This is a genomic window from Rubrobacter tropicus (assembly GCF_011492945.1).
Lineage (GTDB): Bacteria > Actinomycetota > Rubrobacteria > Rubrobacterales > Rubrobacteraceae > Rubrobacter_D > Rubrobacter_D tropicus.
In genome coordinates, this window is record NZ_CP045119.1 from 3,846,591 (window position 1) to 3,860,813 (window position 14,223).

Annotated in this window: 14 protein-coding genes; all 14 read right to left on the minus strand. The window is 68.2% G+C overall.

The genetic code is table 11. From position 1 onward, the window contains the following. Positions 1-5 precede the first annotated feature (5 nt). The 14 genes from GBA63_RS19145 to GBA63_RS19215 all read right to left on the minus strand — a co-directional run bounded on the left by GBA63_RS19145 (position 6) and on the right by GBA63_RS19215 (position 14,205). The gene (locus tag GBA63_RS19145; protein WP_166178701.1) at positions 6-1,823 is read right to left on the minus strand and encodes an NADH-quinone oxidoreductase subunit 5 family protein; all 1,818 of its coding nucleotides are present in this window, start codon (positions 1,821-1,823) and stop codon (positions 6-8) included. Next, a complete protein-coding gene (nuoK, locus tag GBA63_RS19150; protein ID WP_166178703.1) occupies positions 1,820-2,128 on the minus strand; it encodes an NADH-quinone oxidoreductase subunit NuoK in 309 nt (102 codons plus the stop codon). The genes GBA63_RS19145 and nuoK overlap by 4 nt, the downstream gene beginning before the upstream one ends. Further along, complete coding sequence (locus GBA63_RS19155) at positions 2,125-2,655, minus strand: NADH-quinone oxidoreductase subunit J family protein (protein WP_166178705.1); 531 nt, start codon at positions 2,653-2,655, stop codon at positions 2,125-2,127. Before GBA63_RS19155 ends, nuoK begins: the two co-directional genes overlap by 4 nt. A 23-nt stretch (positions 2,656-2,678) precedes the next feature. Further along, entirely contained in the window at positions 2,679-3,593 is a 915-nt protein-coding gene (locus tag GBA63_RS19160; protein ID WP_166178707.1) for a complex I subunit 1/NuoH family protein, read from the minus strand. After that, positions 3,590-5,386, minus strand: a complete 1,797-nt coding sequence (locus GBA63_RS23395) for an NADH-quinone oxidoreductase subunit D-related protein (protein ID WP_207956927.1) — start codon at positions 5,384-5,386, stop codon at positions 3,590-3,592. The genes GBA63_RS19160 and GBA63_RS23395 overlap by 4 nt, the downstream gene beginning before the upstream one ends. Before the next feature lie 56 nt (positions 5,387-5,442). After that, positions 5,443-5,805: an NADH-quinone oxidoreductase subunit A gene (locus tag GBA63_RS19175; RefSeq protein ID WP_166178709.1), complete on the minus strand. Its 363-nt coding sequence runs from the start codon at positions 5,803-5,805 to the stop codon at positions 5,443-5,445. A gap of 184 nt (positions 5,806-5,989) precedes the next feature. Next, positions 5,990-7,111 carry a hypothetical protein gene (locus GBA63_RS19180; RefSeq protein ID WP_166178711.1) on the minus strand — a complete coding sequence of 374 codons (1,122 nt, stop codon included), beginning with the start codon at positions 7,109-7,111 and terminating at the stop codon, positions 5,990-5,992. A 79-nt stretch (positions 7,112-7,190) separates the two neighbouring features. Continuing rightward, the gene (locus tag GBA63_RS19185) at positions 7,191-8,483 is read right to left on the minus strand and encodes a multicopper oxidase family protein (RefSeq protein ID WP_166178713.1); all 1,293 of its coding nucleotides are present in this window, start codon (positions 8,481-8,483) and stop codon (positions 7,191-7,193) included. Positions 8,484-8,780: 297 nt separating this feature from the next. Beyond that, entirely contained in the window at positions 8,781-9,119 is a 339-nt protein-coding gene (locus GBA63_RS19190; RefSeq protein ID WP_166178715.1) for a metal-sensitive transcriptional regulator, read from the minus strand. 368 nt (positions 9,120-9,487) lie between these two features. Continuing rightward, positions 9,488-9,853 (minus strand): 2Fe-2S iron-sulfur cluster-binding protein, encoded by a 366-nt coding sequence (locus tag GBA63_RS19195; protein ID WP_166178717.1) that lies wholly within the window; start codon positions 9,851-9,853, stop codon positions 9,488-9,490. Between the two features lie 117 nt (positions 9,854-9,970). Continuing rightward, a complete protein-coding gene (locus GBA63_RS19200; protein WP_166178719.1) occupies positions 9,971-10,183 on the minus strand; it encodes a cation transporter in 213 nt (70 codons plus the stop codon). 79 nt (positions 10,184-10,262) lie between these two features. Next, positions 10,263-13,532, minus strand: a complete 3,270-nt coding sequence (locus tag GBA63_RS19205) for a heavy metal translocating P-type ATPase (RefSeq protein WP_166178721.1) — start codon at positions 13,530-13,532, stop codon at positions 10,263-10,265. A 65-nt stretch (positions 13,533-13,597) separates the two neighbouring features. After that, the gene (locus GBA63_RS19210) at positions 13,598-13,948 is read right to left on the minus strand and encodes a hypothetical protein (RefSeq protein WP_166178723.1); all 351 of its coding nucleotides are present in this window, start codon (positions 13,946-13,948) and stop codon (positions 13,598-13,600) included. 2 nt (positions 13,949-13,950) lie between these two features. Continuing rightward, positions 13,951-14,205 (minus strand): glutaredoxin family protein, encoded by a 255-nt coding sequence (locus tag GBA63_RS19215; protein ID WP_166178725.1) that lies wholly within the window; start codon positions 14,203-14,205, stop codon positions 13,951-13,953. Positions 14,206-14,223: the final 18 nt, after the last annotated feature.

Below are 14,223 nucleotides of genomic sequence, written 5' to 3' on the forward strand. Positions count from 1 at the left end.
TTTCTCTAGAGGGTCACGGCACCCAGCGCCAGCAGCGCGAGCAGGACGGCGCCGCCCGCGACGGCGAGCAACAGCTCCTTGTGAACTAGCCCGGACTGCAAGACGCGGGCCCGGCCACCGAGGTCTCGCGTGCCCCTCACCAGCGCGGAGATGAGGCCGTCTATCCCCCGCTCGTCGGAGATCCGCGTCGCGTCCGCCAGGGCGAGGGAGCCCCTCCCCACGCCGAGGACGAGGGCGTGTATGCCGCGGTCGAACGCGTCGAGAGCTCTTGCGATCTCCATCGCCGGACGCGCAACGAGCCCGTCGAAGCCGCCGCCGAAGCGGAACCCGCGTCCGGCGGCGCCGCGTAGCGGGCCCAGGAGACGGCCGGCAGGGACGGACCATCCCAGCGGCAGCCCGACCAAGGCCAGCACGATGCCCAGGCCCGCGACCAGCAGGTCCTTCGGCACCTCTTCTCCGAGCAGTGCTGCGAGCGGTTCGAGCGCGAGGCCGAGCGTAGCGGCGAGGACGACGAGCGTCGCCAGGCCCGCGCCCATCCATCCCGCGCCCGCGACCCGCTCGTCTCTTCCCTCGCCGCGCCACAGCAGCGCCAGCGCCCGGCCGACGTAGACGGCGGTCAGGAGCGTTCCAGCCAGGAGCAGGGGAGCGAGGAGCCACGCGTGCGCGGACCCGAAGACGGCGGCCAGGACGGCGTCCTTCGACCAGAACCCGCTCAAGGGCGGCACGCCGGCGAGCGCCAGGCCCGCGAGGACGAACCCGGCGAAGGTCCATCGCCGCCCGCGGCCCGCGCCCTCCAGGTCGCCGAAGGCTGTGGAGCCGCGGGCGTGCTGGAAGACCCCGGCGCCGAGAAACAGGGAGCTCTTCATCGCCGCGTGGGCGATAAGGTGGACCGTCGCGGCCACAGGGGAGCCCGCGCCCACGGCCAGCAGCATGAAGCCGTACTGGCTTGAAGTGGAGGCCGCGAGCAGGCGCTTCAGGTCGCCCTCGCCGACGGCTATGAGCCCGGAGACGATCGCCGTGACGCCGCCGAGGAGGCCGACGACGAGCAACACCGGGGGCGGGAGGAGCGGGGAGGTGCGGATCAGGAGTATGGCGCCCGCGGCGACCAGCGTCGCCGAGTGGAGCAGCGCCGAGACCGGGGTGGGGCCGACCATGGCGCTCTGGAGCCAGCCCTGCAGAGGCGCCTGGGCCGACTTGCCGGCCGCGGCCAGGAGCAGGAAGAGGCCCACGATTATCGCCGCCGTACCGCCAACGTCCAGGGTGGCCCGGATCCCGCTAGTCCCGGTCTGCGAGATAAGGACGAAGATCGCCCCGTAGAGGCCCAGGTCAGCAGACCTGGTATAGAGGAAGGCGCGCATGGCCGCGCCGCCCACGCCCGGCCGCTCGTAGTAGAAGCCAATCAGGAGAAAAGAGAGAAAACCTATAATCTCCCACGCCGCCAGCAGGAGCACCCAGTCTCCGGCTACCACCAGCGCCTGCATCGCCGCGGCGAAGAGGCTCATGCCGGCGAAGAAACGTGGCTTGCCACCCTCCTCTTTCATGTAGCCGACCGCGTACACCATCACGAAGAAGCTCACGACCGCGACGAACGTCGCGAGCACCGCGGTCAGGGGGTTGACCACGAGCCTGAGCGGCAGGTCGGGCAGACCCGGCAGCGTCGCGGAGTAGCGCCCCCCGTCCGAGACACGGACGAGCGTGACGAGAGCGCCGAAGAGTGCGACCCCCGTACCGAGTAGGGCAAACGCCGATGCACCGCGGCGCAGGAGGAGGATAACGGTAGCCGCCGCAAGCGGGCCGAGAATTGTCAGAGCCGCGATGGTCATCCCTTGAGCTCCCTGGCCTCTTCCATCTCGACGGAACCCCTCGCCCGGAAGCGGCTGGTGGCTACACCGAAGCCGACGGCCATGTCGAGGGCCATCACGGTCATGATAATGAGGAAGAACGTCTGCCCCGGGTATTCGGTGGGATGCAGGAAGCGCCAGAAGGCGACGAGGTTGACCAGCGCCCCGCCGAGCATCACCTCGACGCCCATCATGATCATGACCAGGTTCGTCTGGCTCAGAGCTCCGTAGAGCCCTATCCCGAACATGACGGCCCCGACGACGAGCGCGACGTAGAGCGGCGTCATTCTCCCTCCTCCTTTTGCTCCGTGGCGCCCCTCGTGGCCACCGCGACGGCCGTGGCCGCGATCATGGCCGTGAGGATGGTCACCCCGGCGGTCTCGAAGATCAGCATCGAGCGCTCCATCAGGTCCAGACCTAGGCCCCTTAGCTGCGCCTGCGGACCGGGCGCGGATTTCGCTGGCGTTCCCCAGCCGGCGAGGAAGGCGACGCCTAAAGCCGCGAAGGCCCCGAGGACTCCGGCCACCTGCGAGACGCGCTTCTGGTGGGTCATGTCCATCTCGCCCAGGCCGCCCGGGTCCATCATGAACATGACCATGAAGATCGCCATGATCGACATCTCCGTCGCCATCATCATTATCTGCAACACACCGAGGAACTCGGCCTCCATCGCGAGGAACATCGCGCCAAGGGCGGCCTGCGAGAACAGGAGCGCTAAAGCCGAGCGGACCATCGAATAGGTCCGGAAGACGACGACGGCGAACCAGATCGCCGCGAGCCCGAAGAGGCCTATAAAGATGGTCTGCAGGATCATCCGGTCACCAACCCTTACCAGGACTACATCGACATCGAGGACGGCTCCCCGACTACAAGAACGACGCCAACGTAGAGAATGTTCAGGAGCGCTAGGGGTATGCCTATCTTCCAGTACCAGGCCAGCATATGCTCCTCGCGCACCCGCGGCACGTATCGACCCGCCACGAGCATCACGGCCGCCACCGCGAGCGTCTTGGCTGCGGTCCAGGCCCAGGGCGGCAGCACGGGACCGTTCCATCCGCCGAGGTAGAAGACCGTGATGGCCGCCGCGAGCGTCACGACGAGGACCGCGCGGGCGAGGCGCACCACCGCCAGGCGCCAGCCGGTGTACTCTGCCATGGTCCCGCCGGCGAGCTCCCCGGGCGCCGTGGGTAGGTCGAACGGCGGCAGGAAGCACACTGACATCGCCGCCACAGAGAAGACCACGAAGCCGGCGGGCTGGTAGATCGCGTTCGGCAACGCGGCCTGGGACTCGACGATCGCCGTGGTCAGCAGCGACTCGGCGCGCATCGCCACGCCCACTATGGCCATGACGATCGGCATCGAGTAGCCGATGAGCTGCCCCAGGAACCGGAAACCGCCGACCATGGCGTAGGCCCCGTCGGGCCCCCATCCGGCCATCACGAGCGCGACCATCACGTAGGCCAGCGCAGCGTTGACGAACAGGGCGCCCGTGGCGAGGTCCGCGACGATCAGGCCCGGAGCGAGCGGCAGCACGGCGGCCGCGAGGACCGCCGAGACGAGCAGCAGCACCGGGCCCACCTCGAAAAAGATCCGGTCCGACTTCCTCGGGACGATCGACTCGCGCCCAAGGAGCGCGATCCCCGAGAGGAGCGGAGATGCGAAGCTGAGACGCCCGGTGGTGGTCCAGGCTTCCAGTACGGCGACGAGGTACGCTCCCACGATCAGCGCGAAAACGACGATGACGGTGGTCATCGCGTCACTTCCCAGGGCGAGAGGTCGAGCGACGCGACCCCGGTTAGGGCATCGCCCAGCTCCCTTTGCTCGGTGACGGGTCCGATGAGCTCTATATGCCCCGTCGAGGGTGTGTGGAGCTCCACGACGACCACCTCGCCGCTTTCCAACGTCACCGCGAGCGTCGCCGCCCCGCGAGGCGTCTCCAGGGTGGCCTCTCCCCTTCCGGCGGATGCGTTCTCCGGAACGGCGCCGGAAGCGGATGCGCCTCCTACCTTCTCCACGAGTTGGAGGCTCCGCTCCGTCTCCGCCAGCCGCACCCGCAGCCGCGCGAGGGCATCGCCCCCCTCAACGACGACCGGCTCGAAACCTAAAGACCGGTACGCGTCCTCGCCCACGCGAGCGTCGATCGACCGTCCGTCGGCCCGCGCCACCGGCCCTGACGCCCCATCGAGGTCCGGCACCACGCCGACCCCATCCAGCTTGCGCCGCAGGAGCGGCGTCCGCTCCAACCGACGGACGAGTCGTCGCACCTCCGTGCTGATACGCGCGGTCCCCTCGTTGCCCGTCCGCAGGAGGGCGAGCTGCAAGACTTCAGCCCGCTTCGCGAGCCAGGAGTAGCCAATCAGGTAGCCAAAGCCCGCCATCCAGTTCAGATGACTCACCGCCCGCTCGCGCTCGAGCGCCCCCACCCGAGCCAGCGTCACCTCATCGGCCGGCTTCACACCAGTCGCGCTCTCGACGGCGCGCATCGCCAGCAGACGGTAAGAGACCGGCGCGAGCGGGTCGAGCTCCGCGAACCGTTCCACGAATTCCCCGATAGGGCCGCGCGGATCCTCACGGCTCTGTACGGCCACGGTCGAGGCCGCCTTCGCCTCCGCCACTGTGTCGCCGTCGAGGGTGAGGATCAGCGAGAGCCCGCCCGGCAGCCCCTGAAACAGCGGCCCGAACGGCGCTTCGACCCACTCCATCTGCAGCCCGTCGGAGCTCCTCGGCGTCCCCTCAGTCATCTCGACCATCGACATGAACTCCATATCCCCGTGGTCCATGCCACCGTGGTCCTCGAGGGCATGGTCTTCCCCGTCGTGGTCCGTGCCGCCGTGTCCGCCGTCGTGATCGGCGCGTCCCTCGTGGCCGTGCGCCCCGCCGTGTTCGACGGACCCTTCGGTGTGCTGTGCCCCTTCATGCTCCGCTTCGATATCCTGGCGGGAGTGTCCCGCACGCCCTTCTCCCGATTCGGTGGCCTCCGCGCCGTGGTCTGTATCTTCGTGTTGTACGTGGCCTTCGTGGTCGGCGTTCTCTGCCGCGCCGGCTTCGGCGGTCTCACGCGGGACGAGGTCCATCCCGCACCTGGGGCACGTGCCGGGCTCGCCCTGGACGACCTCCGGGTGCATCGGGCAGGTGTACTCGGTCCTGCTCCGGAGCGCGGCGGGCTCGAAAGGTTCGGCCGTCGGGCCGAAGGATCCCTCCGCGAACCGGCGTCGCAACTTGGCCACGCCGGCAACCAACTCGTCCTGATCCGGGCCCACGGACACATCCGGTACGGGAAGCGGCAAGACGTCTTCCGCGCCGACTGCGAGCACCGCCCGCGGCCGGGGCATCTGGGCGTAGGCGACAGCCGCCGCCTCCCTCAAGCTCTCCGGCACCTGGCCCACCACAACCAGCACGTTCGCGTGGCGCGGGGTGGGAGAGAAGTCCAGGCCTGCGGCCCGCGGATCCAGGGCGCGGGCGCGTACGACCTCGGGCCCGGGGACGAAGAACGCGGAGAGATCCCGCGCCAACGTCCGGGAGACCAGCCTCCCGAGCCAAGACACCCGCGCCCCCCGAGAACCGGAGAGCGAAGCGTTCGCGGAGACGCTCGCTCGAGAACTCACTGCCGTCTCAGCGCTCCCTGGCTCCATCCGTAGAGGAGCCCTAAGAACAGGATCGCCAGGAAGACGCCCATGTCCAGCAGGGCGACCAGGCCGAGTTCCCTGTAGACTACGGCCCACGGGTACATGAAGGCCATCTCCATGTCGAAGGCCAAAAAAAGCAGGGCGTACCCGTAGTAGCGCACGTGGTAGCGTGCCCACACGGGGTCCCTGTGAAGCTTGCCGGAGGTCGCAGGCACGTCCTTACCCTCCTCCTCGCGCGGCTTGCCGAGCGTGCGGGAGATCGCGCCCAGACACAGCGCCAGCCCCACCGTGGCCACGGCCATGCCGAAGAGGAGCGCGTACTGCTGCAGAGATTCCATGACCCGCCTTCCTAGAGATCCGCTCCGGCGACGCCCGGCCCTGCGGACGCCTCGAACCGCGCCGTCCGCCGCAACATCGAGTTTATGCCCCTGCCCCCCACCTCTCCAACCCCGCGAAGGTTCCCGCGGGACAAAGTGGTCCCTTTGGGCCAGGCCGCTTGCCGGACGAGGGGGTCGGTGGCCGTCATGCGGCGGTCGGCTTTCCGGGCGACGTTTCGGAGGACGGCGGCGCGTCTGAAGACCCCGCGAGGAAGGCCACGAGCATTCCGACGGCGCCGGCGAGCACGACGGTCCCGGCCCAGAGTTCCACGGGCCACGAGAGGCCGCCGGTGAGGGCCAGGGCGGCAAAGTACAGCGCATAGAGGCCGGCGGGCGCGGCGAAGGCGAACAGGCGCGGGGCGCCGGATCGGCCGGCGGCCGGGTAGCGGAGCAGGACGTCAGAGATCAGGCCACCCAGAACGGCGACGGGGACGAACAGGTAGTACCCGTGCGGGAAGACCGAGGGGACGAGCGCGAGAGAGAAGACGAGCGTGGCGGCCCCAAAGGGCAGCACCCAGCGCCGCGCGGCCAGGAGCATGGCGCCCATCAGGATCCCAGCCTGCAGCAGGATTCCGGTGACCCCCAGCGCCCGTCCCAGGCCCTCGGTGGCGGCGTAGACCGGCCCGTCCTGGGATCCGCTCTCTGCTGGTACGACGGAGAAGTCGAACCGTGCGAGGTTGAACTGGCTATCGGGCCACGGGATACCGAAGGGGTTGGCGTACGCGGTAAAGAAGACGAGCACAGAGACGGTCAGGCCCAGCGACAGGAGCGCAGGAAGCGGGACGGCTCCCGAACGGCTCCCCGGACGCAACCACGCGGCCCGTAGAGGGCCGCTGGCCACGAGCGTGGCGCCGGCGGCCAGGAGCAGGTGCGTGGGGCTCAACAAAGCCTCCAGTCCCACCTCTATCCCGAAAAAGACGTGCCAAAGCATGTCCCCCACGCCGCCGGCGGCGAAGGCCGCCACGCCGAGCGCGGAGAGACCGTATCCATCAGGCAACGCCCCGCGCCAGGAGACCCCCCGCGCGTGGTTACGGATCGCGGCCCAGGACAACGTCACGGCCGCGGCAAGGAGGCCGGCGTAGAGGATAGCGTGCCACGGGGTAAAGAACGTCTCAAGCGTCGCGGGGAGGTTATCGTGCGCCCAGGCGTCAAGCCACGCGCCACCGACAAAGAGAATTGAGGCGGCGGCCACCGCCCAGTCCAGGCCGGTGGCGCCCGTACCGCGTGCGGCCTTTGTGCCGGCAGCCCCGACGATAGAAGTATCCATGTCCATCTCCGTTCCTTTCAGCTGCTCTTTCGCGCGTCGGTTCGCGGTGACCGGGAACGCCCCGCGAAAGCGACGGACTCTATGCGACCTTCACGACCCGCATCATGCCCCCCTCCTGGTGGTAGGCCTGGTGGCAGTGGAAGGCCCAGTCGCCGGGGTTGTCCGCCAGCCAGTCGAAGGCGAGCCTCTGCTTCGGGTCGACGAGCACGGTGTCCTTGATCGGGCCGCGACCGGTGCCGTTGTCCACCCTGAAGAAGTGGCCGTGCAGGTGCATCGGATGGGGCATCATGGTCGTGTTCTCCATCTCGAAGCGCACCCGCTCGCCGCGACCCGCCTCTATGGGGTCGGCGTCGGGGAAGGCCTGGCCGTTTATGGTCCAGACGTAGGTCTCCTCGTCGCCGCGGAGGGTGATGGGCACCACGCGGTCCGGGCTGCCGGCCTCGACCCCATCGATACCCGGCGCGCTCCTGAGCGCGTTGTAAGAGAGCATCTCGCTCCCGAGCTCCCGCGGCTCGAGGTCCGGCGGGGGCTGCGGGCCGTTGGTCCCCTCATAACGTAGGACCGCGCGCGCCATCTTCCGCGTCCCCTCGGCCCTTGCCGCAAGCTGCCAGACGCCGGGGTTTGCGGCCTTCACGATCACGTCGTAACGCTCGCCCATGCCGACGCGCAGGGCGTCCGTCTCCACGGGCTCCACCGGCTGGCCGTCGGTGTGGGTGACGGTCATGCGGTGTCCGGCCAGTGCCACCCGGTAGATGGTGGCGGAGGAGGGGTTGACGAGGCGCAGCCTAACCGTGTCGCCGCGGCCGACCTCGAGCTCCTCCGGCTCCTCGGGGGGCTTGCCGTTGATCAGGTACACGGGGTACTTCACGTCTGGCTCGGGCTCCGCGCCGCCCGTGCCCCCCATACCCGACATACCCTCCATCCCGGCCATCTCGCCCTCGCCAGCCCTGAGCTTCTCGTATGTATCCTCGGGGACACCGTCTACGCCGTCGAGCCAGTCGTCGATCGTCAAGACGTACTCGCGGTCGTAGGAGAGCGTCTCGTTTTCGGGCTCCACTATCAGGGGCCCGTACAGGCCGCGGTCGAGCTGGAGCCCGGAGTGGCTGTGGTACATGTAGGTGCCCGGATCGTCGGCCCGGAACTCGTAGGTGAAGCTCTCGCCCGCCGCCACGGGGTCCTGCGTAACGCCGGGCACGCCGTCCATCCCGTTGGGAAGCGGCACCCCGTGCCAGTGGACGGAGGTGCCCTCGGGCAGCCGGTTGCGTAACCTCACGCGCAGCGTCTCGCCCTGCTGTAGTCTTATTTCAGGGCCAGGCAGTCCCTCCCCGTATCCCCATGTTTCGACGCTCGGCCCGCCCAGGTTCAGCTTCAAGACAGAGGCCTCCAGGACGTATTCGGCGACCTTGTAAGTGCTGCGGGCCGTTGGCGGGTTTTGTCTCGTGGATGACAGGGCGCTGCATCCGCCAAGGACCAAGGCGCCGGTCCCCAGCCCCGCGAGCCCCAAGAAATCGAGGCGCGTGAGCCCACTTCTTCGCGCGCTATTCTCCCTCATATCCGCACAAGCCCTTTCCTCGTCGGAACCGCGTCAAGACGCCTCCCGGGCGACACTCGACGACAGAGAAACCGTTCGATCCCCCGACGTTGGCCTCGTCGTGGTCCGGCGTCTTGTCTAGACCCTCAGGAACCGCTCGACCGCTGCGGTCAGCTCCTCGACCTTCTCGTCGGCTTTCTGCCGGTCCCCGCTCTCGATGGATTCGCGAACGCAATGCTCGACGTGGTCCCTTAGGATGATCGTGCCGACCTTCTCCAGGGCGGAGACGACGCTGGCGACCTGGGTGAGGACGTCCACGCAGTAGGCCTCCTCTTCGACCAGCCGTTGTAGCCCGCGCACCTGCCCCTCGATGCGCCTCAGGCGGTTCCTGAGCTTCTCCTTGTCCCCCTCCTTTATGTACCCGTGGGGAGCGCCGGCCGTCTCGATCCCCCGCTCGTTTCCCTCTACTGTCTCCATGCCTTCGTCCCTTTCCCTAGACATCCGTCGCCTCCGCAATCTTCGTGATGCTCGACGCCGGGGTTACCACCGTCGCCTTCTTCCCCGGACAAATAGCCCGCCCAGCGGGCCAGCAACCACGAGCCTACCCGCGAAGGCCGTTCCGTCACCGAGGCCACGAACCCGGCCAACGGCCGCCCGCATCCAGACGCCCACTTTATACCCCTGCCCCCTATTTTGCAAATCGACGTACGAGCGGGCGCGTGTTTCTTGGGCGTTTCGAGACGGCTGGCATCCTGACCGCGGGAACCGTCGAAGGAGGTTCGAACCTCGCGAACGCCGCCGTCGGATACTCCCACTGGGTTGCGCGACGTCCCCGGCGTTGACGGCTAGACAGGGTTATCGACCCACTCGGGGTCGGGTGTGATCTCCGCCTCGGGTTTGCGCCCCGGACCCCCGGCGCCCATGGACGTGACGGTGGCCAGGGGCCTCACCTTCACGTCGTGGTCGGCCACCGCCTGGCACGAGAGCCGCGCCTCCCCGAGCAGGCCTTTCTTCTCCAGCACCTCGAGCTCCGCCCGCGTCATCTTCTCGGGCTCGCCCTCCAGGTACTCGACGCGGCAGGTCGTGCACCGGGCGTAGCCCCCGCACCGGTGCATGATGTCCACGCTCGCATCCTCCTCTATCGCCAGGACCAGCCTCTTGCCATCCTCGACCTCGAAGGCCCCGACACCATCAACTTCAACCCGCGGCATCCCGTACCCTCCATACTCTCCGCCCGTGGAAAAGGCGCCCGAAAAACGATCCACCCGCCAAAAAGTCGGGCGGGGAGCCGCGCTCCCCGCCCAGGCCCGCCGGAAACCCAGCCCGCCTCAGGACTTGAGGGCGTAGCCGGCCTCCTCGACGGCTCCCCTGAACTGCTCGTCTGTGACCTTGCCCTCCTCGTATGTGACCTCGACATCACCGGTGTTGCGGTCCGCCCTTGCCGCCCGCACGCCGTCGAGCTCGTCGAGCGCCTCCTGGACGCTCATCTCGCAGTGCCCACACGTCATGCCCTCAACCTTCAGCACCGTCGTCGTCGCCATCCTTCTCTCCTTCCGTTCCAAGGGTCTATCCGCGGTCCATTTTACCCATACCCCTTATGGGTATCAACTATTCGGTCTCTCAACTTTGCGGGTACCACTCGGTCCTCCACTGCTCAAGTTGCCGGATCTCGCGCTCCTGCTCCTCGACGATGCCCCTGGCGAGCTTGCGGATCTCCGGGTTCTCGCTCTCGTCGAGGACCACGTTCGCCATGTCTATGGCGGAGCGGTGGTGCGGGATCATGGCGTCTATGAAGGCCCTGTCGAAGGGACGTTGCCCAGCGAGCTGACCGGGATCCGTCATACCCATCGCTCCCATGCCGCCGGCGTTCGAAGGGATGGCGGAGGAGCCGAACTCGCGCTCTCTTATGTCCTTCAGGTCCTCGATCTCGGGCCGTTGAGAGGAGACGATGCCCCTGGAGAGGTCGAGGATCTCGGGCCGCTGGGACTCATCCAGGGCCACCTCGGCCATGTCGATCGCGCCCTCGTGGTGCGGCACCATCGCGTCGATGAAGCGCTCGTCGGAGTAGCGGCCGTTCTGGACGAGCATCTCGCGGGCCATGCCGCCGGAACCGTCCGCGTTCGCCGCCGCTCCCAGGCCGCCGCGGGATCCGCCCGTCTCCGACGGCATCTCCATCCCGGGCATCGCGTCCCGTCCACCGTCCATGTTGCGGTGCGGTCCCGGGGCCAGGAAGAAGGCCGCGGCGCCGATGGCAAGGGCTACCACGGCGATGCCGCCGAGGTAGGCGACCTCGCCGACGCGGGCGCGCAGTGGCGGGTGCAGGATCTCTTCCGCGCTCTTCGGCCGTTCGAAAGAGCGGAGGCGGAGGGCGTTCGTCACCACGCTTACCGAGCTCATCGCCATCGCCGCCGCGGCCAGGATCGGGCTCAGAAGCACACCGAAGAACGGGTAGAGGACGCCCGCGGCCACCGGGATCAGGGCGACGTTGTAGGCGAAGGCCCAGAAGAGCCCCTGCTTGATCTTGCCGACCGTCTTTCGCGAGAGCGAGATCGCGGCGACGATGTTCCTGAGATCCCCCCCGATCAGGGTGATGTCGGAGGCGGCCATCGCGACGTCGGTGCCGGTGCCTATTGCGACGCCGAGGTCGGACCCGGCGAGGGCGGGGGCGTCGTTGATGCCGTCCCCGACCATCGCCACGGTCTTGCCCCGACTCTGGAGCTCGGCCACCTTCGCCGCTTTCTCCTCCGGCAGCACCTCGGCCAGGACACGATCCCGGCCTATCCCGACCTCGGCGGCTATCGCCTCGGCGGTGGCGCGGTTGTCGCCGGTGAGCATCCAGGCTTCGAGGCCTAAAGCCCCAAGCTCCGCGACCGCCTCGCGCGATTCCGGCTTGAGGGTGTCGGCGACGGCGATGAGGCCCGCCCACTCGCCGTCCACGGCGACGTACATCGGCGTAGCCCCGCCCCGAGCCAGCTCCCCGGCACGCCCCACGAGGCCGTTCGGTACGATGCCCGCCACGTCCATCATCGCGCGGTTTCCTATGAGGACCTCACGCCCCTCAACCCTCGCCCTGACGCCTTTGCCTGTCATGGACTCGAAGGTGGAGGCTCTTGGAAGCTCAAGGCCCCGCTCCTTGGCCCGCGCCACGATCGCCTCGGCCAGGGGGTGCTCGGAGCCGACCTCCGCGGCGGCGGCCAGCCGCAACAGCTCCTTCTCGGGGACGCCGTCAGATGGTACGACCTCTGTCACCGCAGGCTTGCCCCGCGTTAGGGTTCCCGTCTTGTCGAGGACGATGGCGTCTATCTTGCGGGTCATCTCCAGCGCCTCGCCCCCCTTAACCAGCACGCCGTTCTCGGCGGCCTTGCCGGTGCCGACCATGATCGCCGTCGGCGTCGCGAGGCCCAAAGCGCACGGGCAGGCGATGATGAGCACGGCGATGGCCGCCGTCAGCGCGAAGATGGGCGAGGGGCCGAAGACGAGCCAGACCGCGAACGTCAGCACCGCCAGCACGAGCACGGCCGGCACGAAATAGCTGGAGATGGTGTCCACCATCCGCTGCATCGGCGCCTTCGAGCCCTGCGCTTCTTCGACCATGCGCACGATCTGGGCGAGCGCCGTCTCACTACCGACCTTCTCTGCCCGCATGACGAACCCGCCGGTCTTGTTGAGCGTAGCCCCTATGACCTTGTCGCCCACGTCCTTCTCCACCGGCAAAGACTCGCCGGTCAGCAGGCTCTCGTCCAGCGCGGAGGCACCCTCCATCACGATGCCGTCCACGGGCACCTTCTCACCGGGACGCACCCGGACCAGGTCCCCGACCCGCACGTCCTCGACCGGCACGTCTACCTCCGCACCGTCCCGGATAACCCTGGCCGTCCTCGCCCGCAAGCCCATGAGCGCCTTGATCGCCGCCCCGGTCTGCTTCTTGGCCCGCGCTTCGAGCCAGCGACCCAGCAGTACGAGGCCGATAACGATGGCCGAGACCTCGAAGTACAGGTAGAACGGGAAGCCCCACGCCGCGCTGAGCTCGGGCCACAGCGTCACGAAGGCGCTGTAGCCGTACGCCGCGCTCGTGCCAACGGCGACCAGCGTGCTCATGTTCGTCCCGCCGTGCCTCGCCGAAGTCCAGGCAACCTTGTAGAACGTGGACCCGGCCCAGAACTGCACGATGGTCGCCTGGATCAGAAGTAGTGGGGCGACGACCTCCATGCCGGGTCCGAAAGGCAAATACATCTCGGCCATCATGATGACACCGAGCACGAGGCTGACGATCCACTTGTTCTTCAGATCCTTTAGCTCCGCCTCGCGTTCCCGCTCTCTCGGGTCCGCCTGCGCGTCGGCCGGCCGAGCGGAAGGTGTCTGCCGCGGCTCTGCGATCTCGCCGACCTTGTAACCGGCCTTCTCCACGGCGGCCCGCAGGTCCTCGACGCCGGCCCCCGCCTCAGGGTCGTAGACGACCTTGGCCTTCTCGGTCGCCAGGTTGACGGTCGCGTTCTCCACGCCCGGCACCTTCAGGAGCGCCTTCTCAACCCTGCCGACACACGAGGCGCACGTCATCCCCTCCACCGGCAGCAGCACCTCGCCGTCGGCGCCCCCGGCGTCATGGGCCCGCGACACGGGCGGAGCAGCAACGGGGAGCTCACGCACCCGGTAGCCCGCCTTCTCGATGGCCGACTTCATCGCCCGTGGGTCGGCGATCTCCGGGTCGTAGGAGATTCGCGCCTTCTCGGTGGCGAGGTTGACGCTCGCCTCCTCGACGCCGTCCACCTTGCCCAGCGCCTTCTCAACCCTGCCGACACACGAGGCACACGTCATCCCTTCTACCGGGATCTCTAACGTGCTCCGTTCGCGCTCTCCAAGCACCGCTTTCTCCTCTTTTTTCTCGTACATACTATACCCCTCCACCCCATGCTACCATGGATGGCGGGTCGAGCGCCGCTTGCGTCTCGCCGGCTCTAGAGACCGTCTCTCGGGATGGTACGCGCGGTCGTGGCCGCTTCCCTGGACGCGGGCTCCACCGCCACCCCTCCCTTGACCAATCGCTCCAGCCGCGAGGCCTTGAGCCTCAGCCGTCGGGCCTCGGAGATCAGCCGTTCCGCGAGATCATCGTCGGTGCCGGCGGAGGCGCATCCGAAGCACACGAGACCCAGACGCCCTCCCCCGATGCGATGGGCCACTAGACGGGTCTGGCCGTTCTGGACGCCGAAGTTCCGGCCGCACAGCGCGCATGGCCCCATCAAGCAGATCGTCCCCACGTCCCCTTCGGCCCGGATCTCGACGGCCGTCTTCTCTGCGACCCTGCTCATCCCTAACCCACACTTGGAAGGCCGGCCCTGGCGAACGCGCGGTCGATGGTCGGCGGGTGGAACCCCACGACCCAGGTGTCCCCGATCTTTAAGGCAGGCACGGCCGACTGGCCGGTCGCCTCGACCATCTCTTCGGCCGCCGCTGCGTCGCGCTCCACGTTGACCTCCCTGAACGAGAGGTTTTTGTTCGCCAGGTACTCCTTGGCGCGTCGGCACCAGGGGCAGGTGGACGTGGTGAACACCAGCACTTCGGCCATCGTCTTCTCCTTTCTCGA

Excerpts from the sequence above, each read along its gene's own strand:
- GBA63_RS19195 (WP_166178717.1), bottom strand. The coding sequence starts at position 9,853 with ATGCCGCGGGTTGAAGTTGATGGTGTCGGGGCCTTCGAGGTCGAGGAT.
- nuoK (WP_166178703.1), bottom strand. The coding sequence starts at position 2,128 with ATGACGCCGCTCTACGTCGCGCTCGTCGTCGGGGCCGTCATGTTCGGG.
- GBA63_RS19155 (WP_166178705.1), bottom strand. The coding sequence starts at position 2,655 with ATGATCCTGCAGACCATCTTTATAGGCCTCTTCGGGCTCGCGGCGATC.
- GBA63_RS19215 (WP_166178725.1), bottom strand. The coding sequence starts at position 14,205 with ATGGCCGAAGTGCTGGTGTTCACCACGTCCACCTGCCCCTGGTGCCGA.
- GBA63_RS19210 (WP_166178723.1), bottom strand. The coding sequence starts at position 13,948 with ATGAGCAGGGTCGCAGAGAAGACGGCCGTCGAGATCCGGGCCGAAGGG.
- GBA63_RS19180 (WP_166178711.1), bottom strand. The coding sequence starts at position 7,111 with ATGGATACTTCTATCGTCGGGGCTGCCGGCACAAAGGCCGCACGCGGT.
- GBA63_RS19175 (WP_166178709.1), bottom strand. The coding sequence starts at position 5,805 with ATGGAATCTCTGCAGCAGTACGCGCTCCTCTTCGGCATGGCCGTGGCC.
- GBA63_RS19160 (WP_166178707.1), bottom strand. The coding sequence starts at position 3,593 with ATGACCACCGTCATCGTCGTTTTCGCGCTGATCGTGGGAGCGTACCTC.
- GBA63_RS19205 (WP_166178721.1), bottom strand. The coding sequence starts at position 13,532 with ATGTACGAGAAAAAAGAGGAGAAAGCGGTGCTTGGAGAGCGCGAACGG.
- GBA63_RS19190 (WP_166178715.1), bottom strand. The coding sequence starts at position 9,119 with ATGGAGACAGTAGAGGGAAACGAGCGGGGGATCGAGACGGCCGGCGCT.
- GBA63_RS19145 (WP_166178701.1), bottom strand. The coding sequence starts at position 1,823 with ATGACCATCGCGGCTCTGACAATTCTCGGCCCGCTTGCGGCGGCTACC.
- GBA63_RS19200 (WP_166178719.1), bottom strand. The coding sequence starts at position 10,183 with ATGGCGACGACGACGGTGCTGAAGGTTGAGGGCATGACGTGTGGGCAC.